General features: G+C 39.3%; 26 protein-coding genes. 7 read left to right on the top strand and 19 right to left on the bottom strand.

The window, feature by feature from the left end:
• Positions 1–93: 93 nt before the first annotated feature.
• From F903_RS12700 to F903_RS12690, 3 genes are read left to right on the top strand one after another with little or no spacing between them, the layout of a single operon-like run.
• Positions 94–696: an alpha-E domain-containing protein gene (locus F903_RS12700; protein ID WP_004670623.1), complete on the top strand. Its 603-nt coding sequence runs from the start codon at positions 94–96 to the stop codon at positions 694–696.
• A complete protein-coding gene (locus F903_RS12695; protein WP_005197532.1) occupies positions 693–1472 on the top strand; it encodes a transglutaminase family protein in 780 nt (259 codons plus the stop codon). Before F903_RS12700 ends, F903_RS12695 begins: the two co-directional genes overlap by 4 nt.
• Positions 1473–1486: 14 nt before the next feature.
• On the top strand, positions 1487–2221 hold the full coding sequence (locus tag F903_RS12690) for a proteasome-type protease (protein WP_005197531.1): 735 nt from the start codon (positions 1487–1489) through the stop codon (positions 2219–2221).
• Positions 2222–2278: 57 nt separating this feature from the next.
• Here F903_RS12690 and F903_RS12685 read toward each other — a convergent pair whose 3' ends face one another.
• From F903_RS12685 to F903_RS12670, 4 genes are all read right to left on the bottom strand, one after another.
• Positions 2279–2746: a DoxX family protein gene (locus F903_RS12685; protein WP_005197530.1), complete on the bottom strand. Its 468-nt coding sequence runs from the start codon at positions 2744–2746 to the stop codon at positions 2279–2281.
• 69 nt (positions 2747–2815) lie between these two features.
• Positions 2816–3889: an alanine racemase gene (alr, locus tag F903_RS12680; RefSeq protein WP_005197529.1), complete on the bottom strand. Its 1074-nt coding sequence runs from the start codon at positions 3887–3889 to the stop codon at positions 2816–2818.
• A 58-nt stretch (positions 3890–3947) separates the two neighbouring features.
• Positions 3948–5393, bottom strand: a complete 1446-nt coding sequence (dnaB, locus tag F903_RS12675; RefSeq protein ID WP_005197528.1) for a replicative DNA helicase — start codon at positions 5391–5393, stop codon at positions 3948–3950.
• Between the two features lie 119 nt (positions 5394–5512).
• A complete protein-coding gene (locus F903_RS12670; RefSeq protein WP_005197526.1) occupies positions 5513–5848 on the bottom strand; it encodes a winged helix-turn-helix transcriptional regulator in 336 nt (111 codons plus the stop codon).
• 134 nt (positions 5849–5982) lie between these two features.
• On the opposite strand from F903_RS12670, the gene F903_RS12665 reads away from it, so the two are divergent.
• Entirely contained in the window at positions 5983–6537 is a 555-nt protein-coding gene (locus tag F903_RS12665; RefSeq protein ID WP_005197517.1) for an NAD(P)H-dependent oxidoreductase, read from the top strand.
• 87 nt (positions 6538–6624) lie between these two features.
• Here F903_RS12665 and rplI read toward each other — a convergent pair whose 3' ends face one another.
• The 10 genes from rplI to ppsA form a co-directional block, all read right to left on the bottom strand.
• Positions 6625–7071: a 50S ribosomal protein L9 gene (gene rplI / locus F903_RS12660; protein ID WP_004670630.1), complete on the bottom strand. Its 447-nt coding sequence runs from the start codon at positions 7069–7071 to the stop codon at positions 6625–6627.
• A 12-nt stretch (positions 7072–7083) separates the two neighbouring features.
• Entirely contained in the window at positions 7084–7311 is a 228-nt protein-coding gene (gene rpsR / locus F903_RS12655) for a 30S ribosomal protein S18 (protein ID WP_004648825.1), read from the bottom strand.
• Between the two features lie 11 nt (positions 7312–7322).
• Positions 7323–7706, bottom strand: a complete 384-nt coding sequence (gene rpsF / locus F903_RS12650) for a 30S ribosomal protein S6 (protein ID WP_004670631.1) — start codon at positions 7704–7706, stop codon at positions 7323–7325.
• A gap of 203 nt (positions 7707–7909) precedes the next feature.
• A complete protein-coding gene (cyoE, locus tag F903_RS12645; RefSeq protein WP_005197516.1) occupies positions 7910–8788 on the bottom strand; it encodes a heme o synthase in 879 nt (292 codons plus the stop codon).
• Between the two features lie 10 nt (positions 8789–8798).
• A complete protein-coding gene (locus F903_RS12640; protein WP_004670633.1) occupies positions 8799–9128 on the bottom strand; it encodes a cytochrome o ubiquinol oxidase subunit IV in 330 nt (109 codons plus the stop codon).
• Complete coding sequence (gene cyoC, locus F903_RS12635; RefSeq protein WP_004670634.1) at positions 9128–9748, bottom strand: cytochrome o ubiquinol oxidase subunit III; 621 nt, start codon at positions 9746–9748, stop codon at positions 9128–9130. The genes F903_RS12640 and cyoC overlap by 1 nt, the downstream gene beginning before the upstream one ends.
• Positions 9749–9752: 4 nt before the next feature.
• Positions 9753–11735 carry a cytochrome o ubiquinol oxidase subunit I gene (gene cyoB / locus F903_RS12630; protein ID WP_005197515.1) on the bottom strand — a complete coding sequence of 661 codons (1983 nt, stop codon included), beginning with the start codon at positions 11733–11735 and terminating at the stop codon, positions 9753–9755.
• 3 nt (positions 11736–11738) lie between these two features.
• The gene (cyoA, locus tag F903_RS12625; RefSeq protein ID WP_005197514.1) at positions 11739–12782 is read right to left on the bottom strand and encodes a ubiquinol oxidase subunit II; all 1044 of its coding nucleotides are present in this window, start codon (positions 12780–12782) and stop codon (positions 11739–11741) included.
• A 299-nt stretch (positions 12783–13081) separates the two neighbouring features.
• Positions 13082–13858 carry an RDD family protein gene (locus F903_RS12620; RefSeq protein WP_005197511.1) on the bottom strand — a complete coding sequence of 259 codons (777 nt, stop codon included), beginning with the start codon at positions 13856–13858 and terminating at the stop codon, positions 13082–13084.
• Positions 13859–13924: 66 nt separating this feature from the next.
• Positions 13925–16303, bottom strand: a complete 2379-nt coding sequence (ppsA, locus tag F903_RS12615) for a phosphoenolpyruvate synthase (protein WP_004670638.1) — start codon at positions 16301–16303, stop codon at positions 13925–13927.
• A gap of 158 nt (positions 16304–16461) precedes the next feature.
• On the opposite strand from ppsA, the gene F903_RS12610 reads away from it, so the two are divergent.
• Both F903_RS12610 and F903_RS12605 read left to right on the top strand, forming a co-directional pair.
• Positions 16462–17298 carry a posphoenolpyruvate synthetase regulatory kinase/phosphorylase PpsR gene (locus F903_RS12610; protein ID WP_004670639.1) on the top strand — a complete coding sequence of 279 codons (837 nt, stop codon included), beginning with the start codon at positions 16462–16464 and terminating at the stop codon, positions 17296–17298.
• A 337-nt stretch (positions 17299–17635) separates the two neighbouring features.
• Positions 17636–19687 carry a sensor domain-containing protein gene (locus F903_RS12605; protein WP_005197510.1) on the top strand — a complete coding sequence of 684 codons (2052 nt, stop codon included), beginning with the start codon at positions 17636–17638 and terminating at the stop codon, positions 19685–19687.
• 63 nt (positions 19688–19750) lie between these two features.
• On the opposite strand, the gene F903_RS12600 is transcribed toward F903_RS12605, so the two are convergent.
• Entirely contained in the window at positions 19751–20752 is a 1002-nt protein-coding gene (locus F903_RS12600; protein ID WP_171065239.1) for an LLM class flavin-dependent oxidoreductase, read from the bottom strand.
• 140 nt (positions 20753–20892) lie between these two features.
• On the bottom strand, positions 20893–21396 hold the full coding sequence (locus tag F903_RS12595) for a glycine zipper 2TM domain-containing protein (RefSeq protein ID WP_005197504.1): 504 nt from the start codon (positions 21394–21396) through the stop codon (positions 20893–20895).
• A 256-nt stretch (positions 21397–21652) separates the two neighbouring features.
• Between F903_RS12595 and F903_RS12590 the strand changes: the two genes are divergently transcribed.
• Complete coding sequence (locus tag F903_RS12590) at positions 21653–22366, top strand: pseudouridine synthase (RefSeq protein ID WP_005197503.1); 714 nt, start codon at positions 21653–21655, stop codon at positions 22364–22366.
• Here the strand turns inward: F903_RS12590 and F903_RS12585 are convergent, their stop codons facing one another.
• From F903_RS12585 to F903_RS12575, 3 genes are all read right to left on the bottom strand, one after another.
• Entirely contained in the window at positions 22367–22810 is a 444-nt protein-coding gene (locus F903_RS12585; RefSeq protein WP_004670644.1) for a GNAT family N-acetyltransferase, read from the bottom strand. It abuts the gene before it with no gap.
• A 99-nt stretch (positions 22811–22909) separates the two neighbouring features.
• On the bottom strand, positions 22910–23218 hold the full coding sequence (locus F903_RS12580) for a type II toxin-antitoxin system RelB/DinJ family antitoxin (RefSeq protein WP_005197502.1): 309 nt from the start codon (positions 23216–23218) through the stop codon (positions 22910–22912).
• A 109-nt stretch (positions 23219–23327) separates the two neighbouring features.
• Positions 23328–24236, bottom strand: a complete 909-nt coding sequence (locus tag F903_RS12575) for a pseudouridine synthase (protein WP_005197501.1) — start codon at positions 24234–24236, stop codon at positions 23328–23330.
• Positions 24237–24270 lie beyond the last annotated feature (34 nt).

Raw genomic sequence — 24270 nt, 5'->3', positions numbered from 1 at the left:
GGTCTTCCTAGCAGTGCTTTAGTCTAAAACACAGAACTGTATTTTATCGGGATGTGTTCTAGATGATTTTAAAATATATAAGGGAGGACATGTATGGTTTTACTTCGCTCAAATGCCCAACATATTTACTGGTTGGGTCGTTATTTATTTAGAATTGATCATGTTGTACGTCAGTTGCCATTAGCTAATGATCAGCAAGCAGCGGCATTTGCTCAAGCGCTTTATTTGCAGATTGATGATGCTGAAAGTTTAAATCAGTTTATGTTGGATCGAAAGCAGCCTTATTCATTGTTGAGTCAGCTTGAGATTGCGCGTGATAATATTCAGGAGTTAAGAGGGCTATTATCGGCTCAAGCTTATGCGGAACTCAATCATCTCATTAAAAATGCACCATCTGATGCTTTAGCAATTGGTGATATAGTGAAGCAATGTTGTGCAATTTTAGAAACAGAGCAAGAGGAAATTTGCTTATTCCTACATATTGGACAGAACGTAGAACGAATCGATACCTACTTCCGTTTTCAGCATAATATTAATCATGTACTTAATACGGTCGAACCCATCATTGAACGGTTGTTTCATTTAGGTTGGGACGATTTAAAGCCGAGTTGGGAGATATTGAAAGATCAGCCTTATTTAAATCAGTTTTATGCATTTACTTATACGCTGGAAAATCAATTTGAGGTAAGCTCATGAAGCTAATGGTGAATCACCAAACTCATTATCGTTATACCGAGACTGCACGAAACAGTGTGCAGTCTATAAAAATGATGCCCCAAAGTTCTCAGCATCAAATTGTTGAGACTTGGCATGTGAGTGTGCCAGGACAATACACATGCAAGCGGGATGCTTTTAATAATTTATGGATTACAGCGACTCAACGTCATGATTATCGTTATTTAACAATTATGGCACAGGGGATTGTTGATTTATTGGATACTGAACTCGGTTGTTTTGAAAGTGATATTTCCCCAATGCTTTTTCAGCAGCGTACCGCAATAACTTGTTGTGATTTAGCCATGTCGGACTTTGCTCATTCAGTTGTTAAAGTTAAAGATCGTCAACATTTGATCCTTTTATCAGAGAAAATTTTACAGCAAATTTCTTATCAACCACAAAGTACATCAGTCACAACCTCTGCAATAGACGCATTTTATGCAGGTCAAGGTGTCTGCCAAGACCATGCACATGTATTGATTGCGATGTGTCGTGTACTACAATTACCTGCACGGTATGTTTCGGGATATTTATACGATCGAAATCAACCACACCTTGCCAGTCATGCATGGGCAGAGGTTTTTTTAGATAATCAATGGTATTGTTTCGATGTAAGTAATCAAATATTTACACCTCAGAATCATATCTACGTTGCAGTTGGACGTGATTATCTAGATGTTGCACCAATTCGTGGTGTGCGTGAGCAGGGTGGCATTGAAAGTATGATGTCTACTGTTCAGGTATTGGCTTGTTGATTAAAGAGAGAAAGATGACCTATTGTTGTGCATTAAGATTAGAGCAAGGTTTAGTGTTGATTAGCGATACTCGAACTAATGCAGGGGTCGATCATATTTCTGTATTTCGTAAATTGCATACCTTTGGTGTCGAGGGCGAGCGTTTTATTGCACTGCAAACAGCAGGCAATTTGGCAACCACTCAAGCGGTCGTTGGGCACTTGCAAAATTCTTTAACTTTAAACCAAGAGCCAAACCTCTATACGGTAAATACCATGTTTGAGGTTGCTGAACTGGTTGGTAAAACTTTGCGTCGTGTTTTAGAAGATATTACGACCAATACACATGAGCAAATGAATTATTCATGCAGTATTTTGGTGAGCGGTCAAATTTTGGGTGAAGATATACAGCTCTATAATGTCTATCCTGAGGGTAATTTTATTCGCGCAACAACAGATACACCATATTTTCAAATTGGTGAAAGCAAATATGGCAAACCCATTTTAGATCGCGCATTACACTATACGATGCCTTTAAGCGAAGGTTTACGCTGTTCATTAATTTCTTTTGACTCAACCTTACGTTCCAATGTTTCTGTTGGTTTGCCTTTAGATGCTTTGGTTTATCATAAGGATAGTTTTAAAAGCCCTGCTGCCAAGCGTATCAATGAAGAAGATCCTTATTTCACCCAGATCAGTAAACAGTGGTCTGAAACCTTGCGCCGTGGTTTGCAAGAGTTACCTGAACCAACAAATGATTATGGTTTATAAAGATCCGAAAGTACCAGTTCACCTTAATAAACATTTATTTTGTGTAGTATTTTTATCTTAAGACGCAAATTTTTTGTTTAGGATATGATCCAAGGACATAAATTGAGATTTAGATGTAATCAGGATCGCTAAGATCAGCATATATAGAAAATCGTGAATATAAAAAAACCAACTGAGCCAGCTGATGGAATCTAGATTAGGCGGAATCGTGTGGATTCCAACCGTGTAGAGTGCAGTAAGACAAATGATAAATAATAGAATACTGCCGATTTGTGTAAATAATCCAATAATTAGCAAGAAGCCTGCTAGCATTTCTGTAGCTGAAACAAAGCTGCTCATCATCTGAGGAAATGGAATGCCTGCATCAATAATGGTTTCTAGCATAATTAATTTATTTTTCTCAACGAAAAGTTTATTGAAACCCGTTGTGAAGAAGAAAATGCCGAGTGAAATTCGTGCTAGAAAGAGAACAAATTGCTGTAACGGCATTTTATAGAGTGGATTATCGTAAATAAATTTCAACATGCTTTTTTCGTTTAAATCGTCAAAATCGTATTAAAGATAAAACGAAAAAAGAGCACAAGGAGTATTTGGTTACGGGTTTTTCCGTCGAGATGGTCTTTGTGTTAAACGACACAGTAGTTCGTATCCAATGGTGCCATTGGCATCTGCAACATCATCGACTAAGCGATGCTTACCCCAAAGTTCAACTCGGGTGCCTATTTCAGCCTCAATGTCAGTTACATCGATTGCAAGCATATCCATACTGACACGCCCGACAACTGGAACAAGTTTTTGATTAATCGCAACGAAGTTTGGTTTTAGATAAGCACGCGGATATCCATCGCCATAACCAACAGAAACGATGGCAATTTTCATATTTTTTGTCGCAGTGAAACTAGAACCATAACCGACATGCTCACCTTGTTGAATATGATTTAAGGCAATGATTTCAGCACTAAAAGTCATGACTGGTTTTAAATCAAGTGTATGTACGTTTTTATCAGCAAATGGCGTTGCACCATAAAGCATGATTCCTGGACGGACAAAATCGAAATGTAATTCAGGATATTTAAAGATAGCCGCAGAATTACAGCAAGAAGCCATGATCGGCTCACAAGCTTGTTTTACTTGTAGAAACTGATCTATTTGCTGTTCGTTTAAAGGATGGTCTGCATCTGCATTTGCAAAATGCATAGCTAAAACGCAGCTAAAGCCTTCAGCTTTTAAACGTTGAATGACAGCAATGATTTCTGTGATTTTGAAGCCTAAACGGTTCATACCACTATTTAATTTGACCCATACTTTTAAGCCGAGTGCGTTATACGCATTTTTATGTGCTATCAACCATTCAACTTGTTGAGCGTGATGAACCATACATTCAAGTTGATATTGAATCACATGCGTCATTTCATCTTCAGAAAAAACGCCTTCAATTAACGTAATGGGTTGAGTGTATCCAAGTTGCCTGATCTCAATGGCTTCTTCTAAGCAGGCGACACCAAAAGCATCTGTGCGATCTAAGGCGGCTAAGCAGTCTTTGATTCCATGTCCGTAAGCATTAGCTTTAACCATACTTACAATTTTTGAATGTGGAGCAAGTTGTTTGACACGGTTTAAATTATATTGCAGTGCGGAACTGTCAATATAAACTGTTGCTTGGCGCACCCTGATTTCTCCTTTGGGACGACTTGGAAAGTATATAAAGCAGGTATTAAATTAAGTATTATTCATCGTTATCGTATTGAGCATAGAACTCAGGTGATAGATTACTAAATCGAGTGTATTGACCCTCAAATGCTAAACGGACAGAACCAATCGGGCCATTACGCTGTTTCCCGATAATAATCTCAGCAGTACCTGCCTCTTTAGATTCTTTGTTATAGACTTCATCACGGTAAATAAACATGATTAAGTCAGCATCCTGCTCGATGGCACCAGATTCACGCAAGTCAGACATAACAGGGCGTTTGTTTGGTCTGTTCTCCAAACTACGGTTAAGCTGAGACAGTGCGATCACAGGACATTGCATTTCTTTTGCCAAGGCTTTCAGGCTTCGAGAAATTTCAGAAATCTCGCCAACACGGTTATCTCCCATGCCTGGGACTTTCATCAACTGTAAATAGTCGACCATGATACAGCCAATTTTGCCATCATGCATTTTGGCGATACGCCGTGCACGTGCTCTTAGTTCAGTTGGTGGCAAGGCAGAGGAGTCATCAATATACAATTGCATTTGTTGTAACTGCAAAATTGTACCTGTGACTTTGGTCCATTCATCTGCATCAAGATTACCTGATCGTAAATGCCCTTGATGGACTTTACCCATTGCGGAAATCAAACGCATGGCGATCGAGTCTGCTGGCATTTCCATAGAAAAAACCAGTGCAGGCAATCGATTATATTGTAAAACACTTTCAACCAAGTTCATGGCAAATGTGGTTTTACCCATCGATGGACGCGCTGCAACAATGATTAAATCTCCAGCTTGCATCCCTGAGGTTTTATTATCCAGTTCTAAGAAGCCTGTAGTTAAACCTGTGATACTTCCTTCTAATTTAGAAAGTTCATCGAGTTTCATGATTACATCGGCTGTCACTGAACTAATCGATTTAGGACCTGAATCTTTTTTATTATTGTTATGTTGTTCTGCCAATGAAAAGATTTGAGTTTCAGCAAGATCAAGGATTTCACTGACAGGACGACCTTTGGTATCGTAAGCATTTTGTAGAATATCGGTACTTACTTTGATCATTGTACGTAAGGTAGAAAATTCTTTGATTTTGTTGGCATAAGTTTCAAGATTATAAAAACTTGAAGGCGAATCAGCCATCAATTGCATTAAATATTCTTCGCCACCAATTGCATCGAGTAGATTTTGTTTAAGTAACCAATCATTGACTAGAACTGCATCATAAGGTGAATTTTCTTGGGCAAGTTTCTCAATTGCGCGATAGATATATTTATGTCGTGTTGCGTAAAAATCATTTTCTTTCAGCATGTCACTGACTTGTTCAAATGATTCAGCAACCGTCATCAATGCAGCAAGTACAGCTTGCTCAATGGCAAGATTGTGGGGAGGGGTACGGAATTCCTTTAGTTGACCTGAGTCACTCATTTTACTCTCTGTCTTTGGAGGATTTTTTGTAAAATTGGCATTCGCCTGTGACATAACAAGACCTAATAGAAAGATGAAACAGTAACAACTGACTATCTTAATCCAAATGAATCACATCAAGTGAACTTAATTTAGAAAAATTGTTTAATTGGTGAAAAAGTGTAGTTTAGATTCTAGAGTCGATTGGAAGCTCCCCATTGGCACATCATGTCTAACAGAGGAATCAAGGAGAGTCCACGTTCTGACAGACTGTATTCAACTTTGGGCGGGATTTGAGGATATTCATTACGAATAATAAGCTGATCTCTTTCCATTTCTTTCAAGGTAAGACTTAAAGTCTTGAATGAAATATTGCCAATCGAACGTTTTAACTCATTAAAGCGCATGATGGACTTATGTTGATAAAGCCAATACATGATAATCATTTTGTACTTTCCATTGATCAATGAAAGTGTGTATCCAAAATCTGTTTGTTCTAAGTCGATATGTGGGGGTGCACAAATTTCCATAATTTTCTTCTGACACTAACTTTTGGTCTAGTATATAACCATAATTACCGTACTTAAATTATTTATAGCGTAGATTTATAATCAATTTCATACCTTTTACTGAACGATTCATAAGTTTGATGGAGTTTGTTGGAATGAAAAAAACGCTAGTGATTATTGCTCACCCTGATATTGATAATTCCGTCATTAATAAACGTTGGACGGAGGAGTTACAACAATATCCAGATGAGTTCACTGTACATGAGCTTTATAAAAGTTACCCCGATGGTCGTATTGATGTAATAAAAGAACAGGCATTGGTTGAAGCGCATCAAGATTTGGTCTTCCAATTCCCGATTTATTGGTTTAACTGCCCTCCATTATTAAAACAGTGGTTGGATGATGTGCTTACCTATGGCTGGGCTTATGGATCTACAGGTAATCAGTTAAAAGATAAAAAAATAACGCTCGCTGTGTCAGCAGGTATTAAAGAGAAAGACTATTCAGGAGATGGGCGATACCAGTTCAGCCTCAAAGAACTGTGTGCGCCTTTTGAGCTTACAGCGCGTTATGTGAAGGCTGACTATCAAGCTATGTATGCGTTTTATGGAATGGACACTAATCCAGAGGAAGGAGAGGTTCAGCCTACCCAAAATGATATTGAACAAAGTGCAGTAAATTATGTGAAATATTTATTGGAGATGCGCTAATTGTATTTTTAATCATTAACTTTGTAATTACATGATGATTAGGCATAAAAAAAGAGCATGTAAAACATGCTCTTTTTTTTGCAGAAATTACTCAGATACGATAGTAACGAGAACTTCAGCAACAACATCATGATGCAATTGAATTGCGACGTTGAATTCACCAGTGTGACGAAGCGCACCGTTTGGTAAACGAACTTCTGCACGGTCTACAACTAGACCAGCATTCGTTAAAGCATCAGCAATATCACGAGTACCGATAGAACCGAAAAGTTTACCTTCATCACCAGCTTTAGCAGTGATAACGATATTAACTTCGTTCAATTGTTCAGCACGTGCATTTGCAGAAGCCAAAATGTCAGCTTCTTGTTTCTCAAGTTCAGCACGACGTGCTTCAAAAGCAGAAGTATTTGCTTCAGTAGCAGCTACTGCTTTACCTTGAGGAATCAAGAAGTTACGACCGTAACCAGCTTTAACTGATACTTTGTCGCCTAATTTACCAAGATTTTTAATGCGTTGTAATAAGATAACGTCCACAGCTCACCTCACTTACTTATGGTTGTCAGTGTACGGAATCAAAGACAAATAGCGAGCTTGTTTAATAGCTAATGCTAATTGACGTTGATAACGAGCTTTAGTACCTGTAATACGGCTAGGAACAATCTTGCCGTTTTCAGTAATGTACTGTTTTAAAGTGTCGATATCTTTATAGTCGATGTACGCAACTTTCTCAGCTGTAAAGCGGCAGAACTTGCGACGACGGTAAAAACGTGCCATTGAGGTTCTCCTTATTCAGCTTCTTGAGTGACGTGTTGTGCTTCTTCACGTTGAGCTTTACGCGCACGTTTTTCTTCAGCACTTTTCGCAAGTAAAGATTCTTCAGTAATTGCGTGTTCACGACGAATAATGATGTTACGAATAATTGCATCGTTATAACGGAACAATTCTTCTAATTCATCAAGAGTCGTTTGACCACATTCAACATTCATAAGAATGTAGTGCGCTTTATGAATTTTGTTAATCGGGTAAGCCAATTGACGGCGGCCCCAATCTTCTAAACGGTGAATTTGACCTTCAGCTTCTTTGATCTGAGAGATATAGCGTTCTACCATACCTACAACTTGATCGCTTTGATCTGGGTGTACTAAAAGTACGATTTCGTAATGACGCATTGTCAGCTCCTTACGGTTTAAACAGCCCCTAACAACAATGTTAGAAGCAAGGAGTCATAACTTAAAAAGTTAAGTCGCAAATTGCGAAGCTGCGATTTTAGACAGGTTTAGTTGAAATCGCAAGCGATATTCGTCGTTTGGCGTGAAGTAAGGCAGTAAAGCCTAGATATGCGAATAAAAAGATAGAGCTGATCTCTATCTTTTTAAAAAATTGGGAGGAAAGGTGCAGGGCTATTGAAAGTAAAACTAAAACTTAAACTAATCACAGTGATTAAAATCACTGAAAATAGGAAGAAGCGTTTTGCCCAAAGCTGATCGTTCTCAGCTTTAAACCCTAAAATACCAATGTAGAACCAGTACGCGCAAAGTGCATTACAGATCACCAGAAAAATAACATCGGTGTATCCATAGACATACAGTGCGTTCATCGCCAGCGTAAATAAAACCACATAAATGAGTGATTCTATTTTCGTTCGAAGAATAGAACGAGCTACAGGTAAAATAGGAATTCCTGCATTTTTGTAATCGTCAAAGCGATAGATTGCGATTGCCCATGAGTGTGGCATTTGCCATAAAGCATATGCAACAAAAATCAAAAGGGCAGCCATATCGAATTGATGACTAACAGCCGTATAACCAATAACAGGAGGACTCGCCCCAGAAATACTACCAATCACGGTTTGATGGATTGTGGTACGTTTCGTCCACAAACTATAAAAACCGACATAGACCACAAAACCAATAACTGCGAATAAAAAAGCATAAGCATTGACATAAAACCATAGAATGCTAAAGCCAATCAGACCAAGTACTAATGCATAAAGTAATGCAATGGGAGAGGAGATTGTTTTTTTAACAAGTGCACGGTTCATGGTGCGTTGCATTTTTTGATCGATGTCTTGATCAATTACATTATTTACAACACAACCAGAAGCAACCACGAATGTTGTTCCGATTAAGGTCAATAATAATAAGAAGAGGTCTATAGAGCCTTGGGCGGCTAGAAAAAAGCCGCCCAAGGTGGTAATGAAATTACCGAAGAGAATTCCTGGCTTAGTCAGGAATAAGTATTTTTTCAACATGTCAATCAGTTTAGATCATCATGTTGTAATGTAGATAATTCATAATCCACACAGAACCGACTAGAAGTACAGCGATACATAAAATTGTGTAGATAAATGCAATAAGGTTCCAGCGTTGATCAGATGATGTATTCATGTGTAAGAAGTACACAAGTTGTACAAGTACCTGAGCTACGGCAGTGATTGCAATTACTGTAACTAAAACGCCACGACTGAAACCGCCAGCCATCACCATCCCGAAAGGGATGATGGTGAGTAGGACAGAAAGGATAAAACCAACCGTGTATTGTTTTACATTACCGTGTGATGCGCCAGCAGCATTATGATCATGACTACTCATTAGAGAACTCCCAGTAAGTAAACGACGCTGAATACACAGATCCAAACGATGTCAAGGAAGTGCCAGAACAAGCTTAAGCAAGCAAGACGACGTGTATTCGGTAGTGTCAAACCGTTCTTCTTGATCTGATACATGAGTACGATCATCCACACTAAACCAGAGGTTACGTGGATACCGTGTGTACCAACCAAAGTAAAGAACGCTGATAAGAATGCACTCTTAGTTGGGCCATAACCTTCATGAACAAGGTGATGGAATTCATAGATTTCCATCCCAATGAACGTTGCACCAAAAATAAAAGTAATGATTAACCATAAAAGAACTTGGTTAACATTCTTTTTATAAGATGCAAGTACTGCAAAACCAAATGTCACAGAAGAAATAAGGAGTGCAAAGGTTTCAGCTAATACGAATCCCAAAGAATCATGGAATAAGTCGTATGCACTAGGTGTACCAGGTGGAATATGACTGCTTAATACAGCAAATGCGATGAAGAGTGATCCGAAAAGGATCAAGTCACTCATCAAATATGTCCAGAAACCAAAGACCGTTATATCGGTATCATCATGTTCGTGATGACCGTCGTGTCCGTGGTTATCGTGATGAAGTACTTCAGCCATATCCTTAGTCCTTCTTCAAGTGTTTTTCAAGTAACGCATAGCGTTCATTCTCAATACGTTCTACTTCAGCAGCAGGGACATAGTAATCCACATTCTTTGTGAATGAGCTTACGATGAAGCTGATAATAGCAGCGACGAATGAAACGACAGCAAGCCACCAAATATGCCAGATGAGAGCAAAACCAAGAATGGTAATGAACATCGCAATGACGAAACCAGCAGCACGATTTGTCGGCATGTGGATATCTTCATATTTGGTATTGCGAGCGTAAGCTACACCATTTTCTTTGTCAGTCCAGAAGCGATCAATACCATCGGCAGCAGGAACATGCGCAAAGTTATAAAATGGAGCTGGAGACGAAGTTGCCCATTCTAACGTACGGCTATCCCATGGGTCGCCAGTGTAGTCCATATTGTCTTTGCGTTGTAAGAAGCCAACGATGATTTGCATTAAGAAACATGCAATACCGATTGCAATCAAAACAGCACCAAACAATGCGATCGCTAAGTATGGATCCCATTCAGGGTTGTCATATGTATTCAAACGACGTGTCATACCCATGAAACCAAGGATATAAAGTGGCATGAATGCAAAATAGAAACCGATGAACCAGAACCAGAATGAGGCTTTACCCCATGCTTCATTGAGCTTCCAACCAAACATTTTCGGCCAGTAGAAGATGATGCCGGCAAACATACCAAACACCACACCACCGATAATCACGTTATGGAAGTGAGCGATTAAGAATAATGAATTATGTACAAGGAAGTCCGCAGGTGGAACAGCCATAAGTACGCCAGTCAAACCACCGATACCAAAAGTCACAAGGAAGCCAAGCGTCCATAACATTGGTGTCGTGAATGTGATACGACCTTTATACATGGTGAATAACCAAGAGAAGATCTTCACACCTGTAGGAATCGCAATAACCATGGTCATGATACCGAAGAACGCATTGACGTTCGCACCAGCACCCATGGTAAAGAAGTGGTGAAGCCATACAACAAACGCAAGTACAGTAATTGCGATGGTTGCATACACCATAGACTTATAACCGAACAACGCTTTACGAGAGAAGGTTGCTACGATTTCTGAGTATAAACCAAAGGCTGGTAATACTAAGATGTATACTTCAGGGTGACCCCATGTCCAAATCAAGTTCACATAAAGCATTGGACTACCGCCAAGCTCATTTGTGAAGAAGTGGAAACCGAAGTAACGGTCAAGTGTAAGCATTGCAAGTGTACCTGTTAATACAGGGAACGAAGCAATGATCAATACAGCCGTACAAAGTGAAGTCCAAGTGAAGATCGGCATGTCCATCAGTTTCATGCCTGGCGCGCGCATTTTAATGATGGTAACAAAGAAGTTAACACCTGTTAAAAGCGTACCGAGACCAGAAACCTGAAGTGCCCAAATATAATAATCAACACCAACACCAGGAGAATACTCAATACCTGATAGAGGAGGGTAAGCCATCCAACCTGTTGCTGCGAACTCACCAAGCGCAAGAGATGCCATCATCAAACCAGCAGCACCGGCGAATAACCAGAAGCTCAAAGAGTTTAATAATGGGAAAGCCACGTCACGTGCACCAATTTGCAGTGGAACGGCGATGTTCATCATACCTACAACAAGGCCCATTGCTACGAAGAAGATCATGATTACGCCATGCGCAGTGAAAATCTGATCGTAGTGTTCTGGGTGTAAATAACCTTCACCGCCACCTTTAGCGAGGAAAAGCTGTAAACGCATCATGATTGCATCAGCAAAACCACGCAGAAGCATGACCACTGATACGAGGATATACATGATACCAATTTTTTTATGGTCTACAGAGGTGAACCATTCGTTCCACAAGTAGCCCCATTTTTTGAAATAAGTAATACCTGCAAGAAGTGCGATACCACCTAAAACCATTAATGCAATAGTCACCAACACGATTGGATCGTGTGGAATTGCATCCAACCCTAACTTTCCAAACATGTCTTATTCCTCTGTAGAAGCTGTCGCATGTTCAACATCAGTGGTGTGGTCAGCAGAAGATGCTGAGTGATCTGCACCATGATAGTTGCTCATGTATTGATTGATTACAGATTCGAACAATTTAGGCTCAACCGAAGAGTAATAAGTCACTGGATGTGGGGCAGTAGGATATGATTTCATTTCCTCAGCCGCTTGTTTCTCTTCTGGTGTTTTTGCTTTGGCGATTAGAACTTCGATCTGATGTTTAGAACGGTTACCATCACGTAAAGTTGCTAATTCAGCTTGGTCAAGTGTACCTTTTTGAATTGCTTCAGCATTGATACTTGTACCATTACCCGCTTTTACCGCTTCTACCCACTGTGCAAATTCTGCGTCACTAACACCATGCGCCATGAAACGCATTTGTGAAAAGCCATAACCAGAATAGTTCGCAGAAATACCACGGAAGATACCTGGCTCATCTGCCAATAAGTGAAGATGAGTTTGCATACCTGCCATCGCATAAATTTGACCGCCTAACTGTGGAATGAAGAATGAGTTCATTGTGAAGTTAGAGGTGATTTTAAAGCTGAGTGGCGTTTTTACTGGGAAGCGTATTTCATTTACCGTACCAATATTTTGCTCAGGATAGATAAATACCCATTTGAACTGTTCAGCAATTGCTTGAATCGTTAATGGTGCTTTATCTGATTCTAATGGACGGTAAGGGTCATACTTGTGGGAACCCCACCAAGTTAACCAAGCTAAAATACCAATAATAATGACTGGAACACCCCAAACAACGATCTCAATTGTCGTAGAGTGTGCCCAAGTAGGTTTATAGTCTGCATCTTTATTTGACGCGCGATATTTCCAACCAAACCATAATGCCATAATGATTGATGGGATGACCACCAATAGCATTAGATAGATCGCAGTCATCATCAGGCTACCTTGACCCTGACCAACTGGACCTTTACTGTTTAGAAGTACCATATCACCACCGCACCCAGTTAAGAGCACAGCAAGCGTTGATAAAGACAATACAGCTAAAATCGTTTGTCTCATTTTACAACCTCGGTGAAGAGTCCCATTCCCTAATTAAATTATGGGATAGCGAATAAAGTGTCGCATGTTTGCTAAGAATTTCTTTTAATAAATGCTTAACAAACATGCGACACCGCTACGTTGTTGGGCATTATGCCTCATATTGAAAAACTAAGCTACTGATAAAGTGGTGTGAAATGCTTGTTTTAAAACCCGATTTATTTTGTAGGGATTGTTATTTCGCGATATGCTTTTTCTATAAATATCAGCTTAATATAAAGAAAAGAGGATTTAGTCCTCTTTTCTTTATTGATTTGTAATTATTGCTTAATCACTTTGGTTTTTGCGAATTTATCGTGTAATGTTTGGCGGTTTTTGCCAAGTGCAAATGCATAGTCAATGATTGTGATAATCGGGACTAACAGGAAGTTTAAAATAATAAATAAAACGCTACGCAACCAAAACGAGCGGATTAAACTCACCTGATCGTTGCTTTCGACATCAACAATTTTAATTCGAGCAAGTTTTTTGCCGATACTTTGACCAGATTTGGCAATAAAATAAGCTTGAATCATGAGCATAACCAAGATATAGATCATGATGCTCTGCCATGCTTCAACGGGAATGAGTTGAAACAATTGTTGTTGCAGTTCGGCGGCTTTCGATGAAGCAAACTCAGTTGCTTGCATTTGTTGTTGCAGTTCAGAAAGCTGCTGAAGTTGTTCATCGTTGAAATAAAATGATGGAATAGCTAGGGTTGGTAGCCACAACATGAGATCAACCGCTTTGGCTAATGCACGAGAACCAATAGATGCTAGTTCGACATTGCTTTCTTGCGTAGATGCTTTAGCTTGATACTGTTGAGTAGGAGATACTGTTTCAGTTTGAATTGGCGATGGAAATGGAGCCGATGTATGACCAATTGGTTCATACACAAGTTTTCCTTGGGTTAATTCACCAAGCGTTTTCCATTCTGCCATCCCTTCATGCCATGCAAGATCAGTAAGAAGAACTTGTTGACTAGCAAGCATTTGGTTGATTTGTTCTAAGGTATAGGGACCAGCTTGCTGATTATTACGAGCCAAGTAAATTTGCATATATTCTAAATCTCTATCACAAATGATGAAAAAAGACCCCACCAGTGGGGTCTTTTACAATAGTGGTTAAGCTTGCTTAATTTTTTCTTCAGCCAAGAAGAACCAAGTATCAAGCACTGAATCAGGGTTAAGTGAAACAGACTCAATGCCTTGTTCCATGAGCCATTTTGCAAGATCAGGGTGGTCGGAAGGACCTTGACCACAAATACCCACGTATTTTCCTGCTTTACGACAAGCATGAATCGCCATAGAAAGTAAGGCTTTTACTGCTGGATCACGTTCATCAAATAAATGCGATACGATGCCAGAGTCACGGTCTAGACCTAATGTTAATTGGGTTAAGTCGTTTGAACCGATTGAGAAACCATCGAAGTGTTCAAGGAATTGTTCAGCCAATAAAGCATTGGTTGGTAATTCACACATCATGATGACTTTCAAGCCATTCTCACCACGTTTCAAACCATTTTGCGCAAGCAGTTCGATGACACGTTTTGCTTCAGAAACAGTACGAACGAATGGGATCATGATTTGAACGTTGGTTAAGCCCATTTCATCACGTACTTTTTTCAAGGCACGGCATTCAAGCTCAAAACAATCGCGGAAGTTGTCGGAAACATAACGACTTGCACCACGGAAGCCCAACATTGGGTTTTCTTCTTCTGGTTCGTATAACTTACCACCGATTAAGTTTGCATATTCATTTGATTTGAAGTCAGACATACGAACGATGACTGGCTTTCCTGCAAACGCAGCAGCAAGCGTCGAAATACCTTCAACTAACTTCTCAACATAAAACTCGATTGGAGAGGTGTAACCTGCAGTACGTGTTAGAACAGCAGCACGTGTTTCACGTGGTAAGCTTTCAATGTTGAGTAATGCTTTTGGATGCACACCGATCATACGGTTGATGATGAACTCAAGACGAGCAAGACCAATACCTTCGTTTGGAATTTGAGCAAAGTCAAACGCTCGGTCAGGGTTACCGACGTTCATCATGATCTTGAACGGAAGTTGAGGCATTGAGTGAATCGAGTTGCGTTGAACTTCGAAGTCTAATGCGCCTTCATAGATAAAGCCTGTATCGCCTTCAGCACAAGAAACGGTGACTTCCTGACCATCAGTAAGAACTTCTGTTGCATTTCCACAACCTACAATTGCAGGAACACCGAGTTCACGGGCAATAATTGCTGCGTGACAAGTACGGCCACCACGATTGGTTACAATCGCAGCAGCACGTTTCATGACAGGTTCCCAATCTGGGTCGGTCATATCAGAGACAAGAACATCACCGTCTTGAACTTTGTCCATTTCTTTAATCGAGGTAACAACACGAACTTTACCAGAACCAATACGCTGACCGATTGAACGACCCTCACAAATTACTGTGCCGCGTTGTTTGAGTAGATAACGTTCCATTGTGCCGACATTTTGACGACTTTTTACTGTTTCTGGACGTGCTTGAACAATATAGATTTGACCATCATCGCCATCTTTAGCCCATTCGATGTCCATTGGCGAACCATAATGTTCTTCAATAATCAGCGCTTGTTTGGCTAATTCATGTAATTCATGATCATTTAACGCAAATTGTTGGCGTTCTGGCTTTTCGACATCAACAACAACAACAGATTTACCCGCAGAACCTTCTTCACCATAAATCATTTTTTGGTGTTTAGAACCGAGGTTGCGGCGTAAAACAGAGTGTTTGCCATTATTTAATAGCGGTTTAGATAAATAGAACTCGTCAGGGTTAACTGCACCTTGCACGACCATTTCACCCAAACCATATGATGCGGTAATAAACACGACATCACGGAAACCTGATTCTGTGTCTAGGGTAAACATAACACCAGCAGCACCAGTTTCAGAGCGAACCATACGTTGTACGCCAGCAGAAAGGGCAACGACACTATGCTCAAAACCTTGGTGTACACGATAAGCGATTGCACGATCATTATACAGGGAAGCAAAAACTTCTTTAATCGCAATAAGAACGTTATCAATACCGCGAATATTTAAGAAAGTTTCTTGTTGACCTGCAAATGAAGCGTCTGGTAGATCTTCAGCAGTAGCAGATGAACGTACAGCAACAGCGATGTCTGGATTACCGTTTGAAAGTGCAGCAAAAGCGTCACGAATTTCTTGTTCTAGTGCGGAAGTGAGCGGAGTATCAACAATCCATTTACGGATTTTTGCACCAGTTTCGACAAGTGCATTTACATCATCAACATTGAGTTGAGCCAATTCAGCCTGAATTCGAGCGTTTAAACCGCTTTGATCTAAGAACTCACGATAGGCAGCAGCAGTCGTTGCAAAACCCCCTGGTACCGATACACCAGCATTGGATAAATGGCTGATCATTTCACCTAGAGATGAGTTTTTCCCACCTACGAGTTCTACATCGTGTTTCCCTAGTTTTTCCAGACCGATTACGCGCGCTTCCAAAGTATTTACTCCACTTTTTTTGCAGGATGAATGACCATCATTGGTATGAAATTATACGAAAGTGCTTAGAATTAGTATTTTACTAAGCGACAGTCATGTTAGATGAGTTTACTATAAAGATTATAGAGCACTAAGACAAATGTTTAAGGAGAATTTTGATGCCCGAAAGTAAACAAATTAAACGGAGCGTATTTTTTATTTCAGATGGGACAGCAATCACCGCAGAAACCCTTGGACATTCACTACTTGCGCAATTTCCAAACGTAGATTTTGACATTCATATTATGCCTTATATCACCACTGAAGAAGCGGCAATGAATGTGGTTGTAGAAATCAATGCATGTCAAAAACGTGATGGCTCTTTACCGTTGGTTTTTGATACTTTGGTTGATCCAAATGCCCGTGAAATTATCAATACTGCTAAAGCCGTAAATTTGGATGTATTTGAAGGCTTAATTAGTAAACTTGAACAAGAGCTAGGTATTCCACCAACGACATTGGTTGGACAAACGCATGCAGTAACAGATTCAGAGTCATATAAGGCGCGTATTGATGCGGTGCATTTTGCACTGGACAATGATGATGGTGCGCGAACACGTCATTATGATAAAGCTGATTTAATTTTAGTGGGTGTTTCACGCTCTGGCAAAACCCCAACCTCAATTTATTTGTCGTTACAATTCGGGATTCGTGTTGCAAACTACCCTTTAACTGAAGAAGATCTGGACGACAACCGTCTACCAACGGTCTTGAAAGCACATAAAAATAAGCTCTTTGGTTTAATGATTGATGCTGAGCGTTTAGTTGCGATTCGAAGTGAACGTAAGGCGAATAGTCGTTATGCAAGTTTTAGTCAGTGTCAAATGGAATTACGTGCGATTGAAGGCATCTATATTTCAGAAGGGATTAAATACTTAAATGTCACTGAAATGTCGATTGAAGAAATCTCAACGCGTATTTTGCAGTCGACAGGTTTAAAACGTCGTATTGGTTAATCAAATAGGGCTGCCTAAACACTGCTGGATAGGTGGCCTTTGATTGCAATTTTTTTCTAAATTATGATGCTAAGTTTGTAATAAATATTTAATTAAAAATAAACAATTGATGTTGAATGATAAAATCTAATTAATAAAAATGCCGCTATGATGTTAAATTCCACACGTTTATGATAAAATATTGTGATACAAATCTCACTTTTGCTATAATTGATGGTATGTGGTTTTTATTGCAACTGAACATCTTGAAATAAAGAATTCTGTTTGAACCTAAAGCCAGTAAAGTTATTTAAAAGCATGTGAATTCTTGGCTTTAACTTTTCAATCAAACCATCAAATGAACGAAGTCCAGCAAAACGTTTTCAATAGTATACCGAGTCTAGTCTGGTTGCTTTCAGATCAGGGTGACGCTTATTTTTTTAATAGCGTCAGCCAAGAATATATCGGTTTAAATGAATTAGAGAAGTTCAAAAAAAATTGGATGGATTTGATCCATTCAGACGATATTTCGGTTTTTCAAAGCGAATGGCTACAAGCATTCTCATATAAAACCCCTTTTAACGTTGAGTGCCGATTGAAACATCGATCAGGTGCATATCGATGGTTTTTATTGTCTGCAAAACTTGTAGCAGACAACTCTGGTGATCATGCATATTGGTTTATTAATAGTGTCGATATTCATGAAACCAAACAATATCAACAAAACCTAGTGCAATGTATTAATGCGCAAACCAACATGCTTGATAATAGCGTGGATTGCATCAAACTCTTAGATGTAGATGGTTGTTTACTGCATGTAAATAGAACTGGATGTATTGCCTTAAATATTCCCGAAAGCAATCATCGATTTGGGATGAAGTGGACAGAGCTTTTAGCGCCTGAAGTGCGATCAAAGGCAAATTATGCATTAAAGACGGCACTTAAAGGTAAAACCGCTCGTTTTCGTGGCATGAGTGGTCACGGAGAAGATAAGCAATATTGGGACAATTTACTCACGCCGATATTAAATGATAACGGTCAAGTTGTGCAGATTCTTTGTCTGTCTCGTGATGTAACTGCTCAAAGACAAACAGAAATTCAACTGCGCCTTTCGAGTGAATTGGATGAATTGACAGGATTGTACAATCGTCGTTTCTTTAAACTACAACTTAAACGCGCATTGCAAAGACATAAAAAGAGTGAAAAGTTTCTTGGTTTAATGTTGTTAGATTTAGATTATTTTAAACATGTCAATGATACGCTTGGGCACGCCGCAGGAGATCACTTACTGCGTGTTTTATCGAAGCGAATAGAAAACAATCTACCTGAAAATACTTTTGTGGCGCGTTTAGGCGGTGATGAGTTTGCTATTTTAGTCAATGGAATCGATGCTGAGTTTGATCTTGAAAAAGTTGCAATTGAAGTTAGTCGACAGTTAGATGCGCCAATCACCTATGCGGGCAATTTAATTAATGGCAGCATGAGTATTGGCTGTGCGATTTACCCACGAGATGCAAAAGATTCCTTGAATTTAATGAAATGTGCAGATACTGCATTAAATGATTTAAAAGCCACAGGGCGCGGTGGTTTTCGTATGTTTAATCAACAGATGCAGGTTGCTGCGCAAAATATCGCCATTCAATTAACCAAAGCACGTCATATTATTCGTGATGATCTTATGGTTCCGTTCTATCAACCTAAGGTGCGTTTATCTGATGGTAAGGTCGTTGGATTTGAAGCATTGTTACGTTGGCAAACGGACGATAAACGTATTCATTCACCTGTTAATATTGAACAAGCTTTTCAGGATTATGTGTTAGCTACACGAATTAGTGATGCGATACAGAATAAAGTTTTTAACAATATTGCCATATGGATTGAGCAAGGGGTGGCTGTTGTTCCTGTCTCGATTAATGTAGCGCCTGTTGAATTTCTTAAAGATAATTATGCTGAGCGCTTATTGTATCGTTTGAACCTGTATAAAATTCCGCATCATTTGGTCGAGATAGAAATCACAGAGCACATTTTGGATGATCGTGGTTCTGACTATGTGATTCGCGCATTAAATTTGCTCAAACAGCAAGGCGTTAAGATTGCACTTGATGACTTTGGAACAGGGCATTCATCACTTACAAGATTAAGGGATTATCCTGTAGATTGTTTGAAAATTGACTGCGATTTTATTCGTCAAATGAATAGTGACGAGGCGATTTTAGCAATCGTGCAAGCAATTATTGCTTTAGGGCCAAAGTTATCTTTGGATATCGTTGCTGAAGGTATTGAAAATGCTGAGCAATTAGAGTTGCTAAAACAATTTGGCTGCTCGATCGGGCAAGGTTATTTATTTAGTCGAGCAGTGAATGTGCAACAAGCGACACACATGCTGAAACGTGAAATGCACCTCTATTGATTGACTGAAGAAGCGAAAAAACAAGGCTTAAATTGAATAAGCCTTGTGGATGGAGTCGAGACATTAATTATTTCTAATATCCATCAATAGACTAAAGTTGTCTAAGCGTTTTTGTGTGTCATAAATATCACAAGTGAAAATAAACTCATCTACATCATACTGAGCCGCGATTTTATTTAAGCCAGCTTTAACGGTAGCTTGAGAACCAATTTGAGCCATTGCATAAAAGTTTTGAATCGCCAGTTGCTCAGCACTGGTTGCTAAACCTTGTGTAGACTCAATTGGTGGCTTGAGTTTTAGGCTATGACCACGAATCAGATTTAAAATACGCTGATATGAACTGGTTGCCAAATATTGAGCATCTTCATCTGTTGCCGCGACGACAGTGGGAACACCCATCGAAATATAAGGTTTGTCTAAATATTCTGAAGCTTGGAAATTCTCGCGATAGATTTCGATGGCTTGACCTAACATTCTTGGCGCAAAGTGCGAAGCAAATGAATAGGGAAGTCCGAGCTTTGCCGCGAGCTGTGCGCTAAACAGACTTGAACCCAATAACCAAACTGGTACATGCGTATTTTGCCCAGGCGTGGCAATAATTCTTTGGTTGGGTTCAGGTGCTTTAAAGTATTGTAAGATTTCCATCACATCTTGAGGAAATTGATCTTCTGTTTCTTTACGCCCACGACGTAATGCACGCATAGTGAGCGGATCTGTTCCGGGAGCACGTCCCAATCCAAGTTCAAAACGGTTTGGATAAAGCGTCGCTAATGTCCCAAACTGTTCCGCCACAACCAATGGAGCATGATTGGGGAGCATGATGCCACCTGAGCCTAAACGAATATGCTGAGTATTCGCTGCGATGAAACCCAATAGCACTGCGGTTGCAGAACTGGCGATACCATCCATATTGTGGTGTTCTGCTAACCAAAATCGTTCATAGCCTAAATTTTCAGCATGTTGTGCGAGTTCAAGTGCATGGCGCAGTGAGAACTCAATACTTTGATCGTCTCGAACGGGCGCTAACTCTAAAATTGAAAACTTAATATCTTGCAATGATTTCATCATCGATTCTCATAACCACATATCGATATAATACGATATATACTCGAGTCTGTATATCTATTTTGTTCGATATAATGTTTCGAACCTATGCAACAAAAAAAGCACCCGAAGGTGCTAAAGAGGTAACGCATATGCTTTTATTAACGGTTCTTGTACCAACCGCGATGTAGTCCATTGTCGTGACGAGCGTTTTTACGTGAATTATAATGACGACGATCATCATAGCGACGGTTGTCATAAGCGCGACGATTATCATAACGACGATTATCGGCATCACGATCTTGTCCGACTTTATTGCCTAAGGCTGCACCACCAGCCGCACCGACTGCTGCGCCAATATATCCACCATTGGTACCACCCATGTTATTACCAACAGTATAGCCACCGACACCACCTAAACCGCCACCAATTGCAGCTTCAGTACGATTACGTTTATTGCTAGATGCTGCAGCTCCACCAGCGCCACCGATTGCAGACCCAATCATTGCACCAGTATGCCCGCCGAGCTCTTTACCAACTGCTGTACCAACCACACTGCCTAAAGCCGATGTTGCAGCAACGCGTGTTGTATTATTTGCATGAGCAACAGACAGCATAGAAGAGGTTGCTAATAGAATGCTACATAACCAAATATTCGATTTCATGGTGAAACTCCTTGTCCTTTATTTGTGGGACAATATTCTTGATAACTTGAGATAAATGTAACAAGACTTTCGAGTAGAAATATGGAGTGCAACCTCTAGATTGATAGAGTTTAACGATGGTTTTGTAGGGGTTGTATTACATATGAAGAAATTGTGAATAAAATATAAAGATAAAGATAAAGAATGATGAGAAAGCAAACAACAGCAGCAGACACAATCAAGTACAATAGGCTGAGTTTTGATTTAGGGTTTGGTTATGCTGTTGGAAAAAATATTGCAATCTCAAGGTTTTGGTTCACGTAAGTATTGCCAACAGTTAATTAAAAATGGTGCTGTATGCATTGAAAACCAAGTATGTGATAATCCAAAACAGAACTTTAATCTTGACCAGCTGCATTTTCAGGTTTTTGGTGAAGACTATTTATATCGAGAACATGTTTATCTTGCATTAAACAAACCGCAAGGTTATGAGTGTTCACATCAAGCAACTCATCATAAAAGTGTATTTAGTTTATTGCCTGAGATACTTATTCATCGTGGTATTCAGTGTGTGGGACGTTTAGATCAAGATACAACGGGGCTTTTATTGTTGACAGATGATGGTCAGTATTTACAGTCGCTTACTCATCCGCGTAAACATGTACCTAAGGTCTATCATGTGACTACAGCAGATCCAGTAACAACTGAACAAAAACACCAATTAGAGTTGGGCGTGGAACTACGCAATGAAAAAGGTATTTATGCTGCAACCGATGTTCAGTTAATCTCAGAAAATCAGCTTTCAATGACCATTCATCAAGGCGTCTATCATCAAGTTAAACGCATGTTGGCAGCCGTAGGTAATAAGGTTAAATCTTTACATCGGCATCAAATCGGATTGCTCGAACTTCCTCAGCTCGACGAAGGTGAGTATATCTATTTAACACCTTCGCAAAAGCAGTTGAGTCAGAATATTCAATTGGATCTGTAATTATTTTAAAAAGCAGTGAAAGGTCTTAAATTCATCATCATGGATAAATCCCATTTTTTCATAGAGCTGATGGGATTGATAATTATTCTTTTGCGTTTCAAGGCTAATGCGTTGTGCATTTTCATGACGAGCAAACAGGATAGCGGTATCGATCAATTGTTTTGCAGAACCTTGTTTCCGATAAGTCGGGGTAACGTAGACATCATCTAATACATAGTAGGTTTCACAAGCAACGGATGAAAAGGCGAGATAAAGTAAAACAAAGCCTGTAAAAATTTCATCTTTTACATGAATAAAAATGACACTGTCTTTGTTGTCAAATCGATGATTTAAAAATTGAAAAGATTGCACAACATTGGATGAAGCACCGTAGAACTGACGATATTCATCAAATAAGACTGCCAATTGATGGAGGTCTTCTTTGGTTGCTCGCTTTACAATCATCCTTAATTCATCCTATAGCTTATCGTTTTATTTGGACTGTCAGGATAGCGAAAAAAATTCAGCTTAAAAATTAAAAACTTGTGTATAAATGCGACATTGTTAAGTTTTGTCACTTTCACCTAAAAGCGCATTCAGCTCTTCAAATAAATCCTCGTGATCATCTTCAATATTCATATCTGATGGATTCTCTGTTGTTGCTGTCGCTTTGGATTTCCGTAGTTTGAGCAATTGTTCCATATTGATATTCTGGTTTTCAATTGCAAAGGGAATAGATTTTGTAAGCACCACCTGTTTAAAGAAAAGGCGGACTGCTTGAGCAGGGGAGATACCAAGCTGTTTAAAAACGGCAAAGGCTTGTTTCTTTTCCTGTGAATCAAGTCGAACCTGATAAACTTCTGTTTTTCGCATGAAGAATAAGACCAAATATTTTTAGTTATGGTCATGTATTTTAAACGATCACAATGTAATTTCAATATTTTTGCAGTGAAAAAATAGAATTTTTGTCATTACGTTGTGTTTACAGTGTTAGTTCATAGTTAGAACTAAAGCTCATTTGCATATCTAAAATGGGATCTATGAAGTGAATTGCTTTTGCAAGTAATTGTAAAGGATGACTAAAGTCTTCATCTGCTTTGTGCACAATGGCTGGATAAAATGAATCATTTAGGATTGGAACACCGAGATAATTGAGATGTACACGCAACTGATGTTGTTTACCAGTTTTGGGTTTGAGTAAATACTTTGCGTGTGCTTGGTCGTGATCTAACAATTCGATCCATGTCTCAGTGTTACTGGGTTTATTCGCATTGACTTGCATGGTGTAAAAAGGATCACTTTTTTCTAAATGCAGTTGTAATGTCTGTGGAAACTTGAGTTCTGGGCGATAAGCAGCGATGGCATGATAGGTTTTTTGAACTTTTCGTTCAGCGAATAGTTGTTGATAAATACCACGTGATTCTGTTCGTTTACAGAACAAAACCACACCTGCTGTTTCTCGGTCAAGCCGATGGATTGGGGTTAAATCGAAATAGCCAGTCTGTTTTTTTAACCGAACCAATAATGTTTCTTGAACGTATTGACCTGTTGGGCTCATCGTTAAAAAATGCGGTTTGTCGACGACGAGCAAGTCTTCATTTTCAAACAGAATTTCGTGTTGAAAGGGCACGTGGATTTCATACGCCAAAAAACGATAATAAAAAATGTGAGTGTTAGGTGTATACAGACTATCTATTTTTAAAATAGAACCATCGGCTGCATAGATGAGTTCGTCTTTAAATCGTTGCTGCCATTCTGATGCTTGAATATGTGGAAAATGCTGACACAAATACTCAAAAATGGTGGGTGTGGAAATATCATTGGGTAAAAAAACTTTACTGGCACTCACGCCATTGATGAGTGGTGGTGTGAATTCAATGATGGGTTTCATGCAACAATACTAACCTAGAGTGAACGCTGTAAAA

Origin of the sequence: Acinetobacter sp. NIPH 298 (assembly GCF_000369505.1) — a bacterium.
In the GTDB taxonomy this organism is placed as follows: Bacteria; Pseudomonadota; Gammaproteobacteria; order Pseudomonadales; family Moraxellaceae; genus Acinetobacter.
Note: the sequence above shows the minus strand (reverse complement) of the source record. Positions and strands in the feature narration are given on the sequence as shown.

Bases quoted from the DNA above. Each gene is read 5' to 3' on its own strand.
- F903_RS12700 (WP_004670623.1), top strand. From the start codon at position 94: ATGGTTTTACTTCGCTCAAATGCCCAACATATTTACTGGTTGGGTCGT.
- F903_RS12695 (WP_005197532.1), top strand. From the start codon at position 693: ATGAAGCTAATGGTGAATCACCAAACTCATTATCGTTATACCGAGACT.
- F903_RS12690 (WP_005197531.1), top strand. From the start codon at position 1,487: ATGACCTATTGTTGTGCATTAAGATTAGAGCAAGGTTTAGTGTTGATT.
- F903_RS12685 (WP_005197530.1), bottom strand. From the start codon at position 2,746: ATGTTGAAATTTATTTACGATAATCCACTCTATAAAATGCCGTTACAG.
- dnaB (WP_005197528.1), bottom strand. From the start codon at position 5,393: ATGTCACAGGCGAATGCCAATTTTACAAAAAATCCTCCAAAGACAGAG.
- F903_RS12670 (WP_005197526.1), bottom strand. From the start codon at position 5,848: ATGGAAATTTGTGCACCCCCACATATCGACTTAGAACAAACAGATTTT.
- F903_RS12665 (WP_005197517.1), top strand. From the start codon at position 5,983: ATGAAAAAAACGCTAGTGATTATTGCTCACCCTGATATTGATAATTCC.
- rpsR (WP_004648825.1), bottom strand. From the start codon at position 7,311: ATGGCACGTTTTTACCGTCGTCGCAAGTTCTGCCGCTTTACAGCTGAG.
- rpsF (WP_004670631.1), bottom strand. From the start codon at position 7,706: ATGCGTCATTACGAAATCGTACTTTTAGTACACCCAGATCAAAGCGAT.
- cyoE (WP_005197516.1), bottom strand. From the start codon at position 8,788: ATGTTGAAAAAATACTTATTCCTGACTAAGCCAGGAATTCTCTTCGGT.
- F903_RS12640 (WP_004670633.1), bottom strand. From the start codon at position 9,128: ATGAGTAGTCATGATCATAATGCTGCTGGCGCATCACACGGTAATGTA.
- cyoC (WP_004670634.1), bottom strand. From the start codon at position 9,748: ATGGCTGAAGTACTTCATCACGATAACCACGGACACGACGGTCATCAC.
- cyoB (WP_005197515.1), bottom strand. From the start codon at position 11,735: ATGTTTGGAAAGTTAGGGTTGGATGCAATTCCACACGATCCAATCGTG.
- cyoA (WP_005197514.1), bottom strand. From the start codon at position 12,782: ATGAGACAAACGATTTTAGCTGTATTGTCTTTATCAACGCTTGCTGTG.
- F903_RS12620 (WP_005197511.1), bottom strand. From the start codon at position 13,858: ATGCAAATTTACTTGGCTCGTAATAATCAGCAAGCTGGTCCCTATACC.
- F903_RS12610 (WP_004670639.1), top strand. From the start codon at position 16,462: ATGCCCGAAAGTAAACAAATTAAACGGAGCGTATTTTTTATTTCAGAT.
- F903_RS12605 (WP_005197510.1), top strand. From the start codon at position 17,636: ATGAACGAAGTCCAGCAAAACGTTTTCAATAGTATACCGAGTCTAGTC.
- F903_RS12600 (WP_171065239.1), bottom strand. From the start codon at position 20,752: ATGAAATCATTGCAAGATATTAAGTTTTCAATTTTAGAGTTAGCGCCC.
- F903_RS12595 (WP_005197504.1), bottom strand. From the start codon at position 21,396: ATGAAATCGAATATTTGGTTATGTAGCATTCTATTAGCAACCTCTTCT.
- F903_RS12590 (WP_005197503.1), top strand. From the start codon at position 21,653: ATGCTGTTGGAAAAAATATTGCAATCTCAAGGTTTTGGTTCACGTAAG.
- F903_RS12585 (WP_004670644.1), bottom strand. From the start codon at position 22,810: ATGATTGTAAAGCGAGCAACCAAAGAAGACCTCCATCAATTGGCAGTC.
- F903_RS12580 (WP_005197502.1), bottom strand. From the start codon at position 23,218: ATGCGAAAAACAGAAGTTTATCAGGTTCGACTTGATTCACAGGAAAAG.
- F903_RS12575 (WP_005197501.1), bottom strand. From the start codon at position 24,236: ATGAAACCCATCATTGAATTCACACCACCACTCATCAATGGCGTGAGT.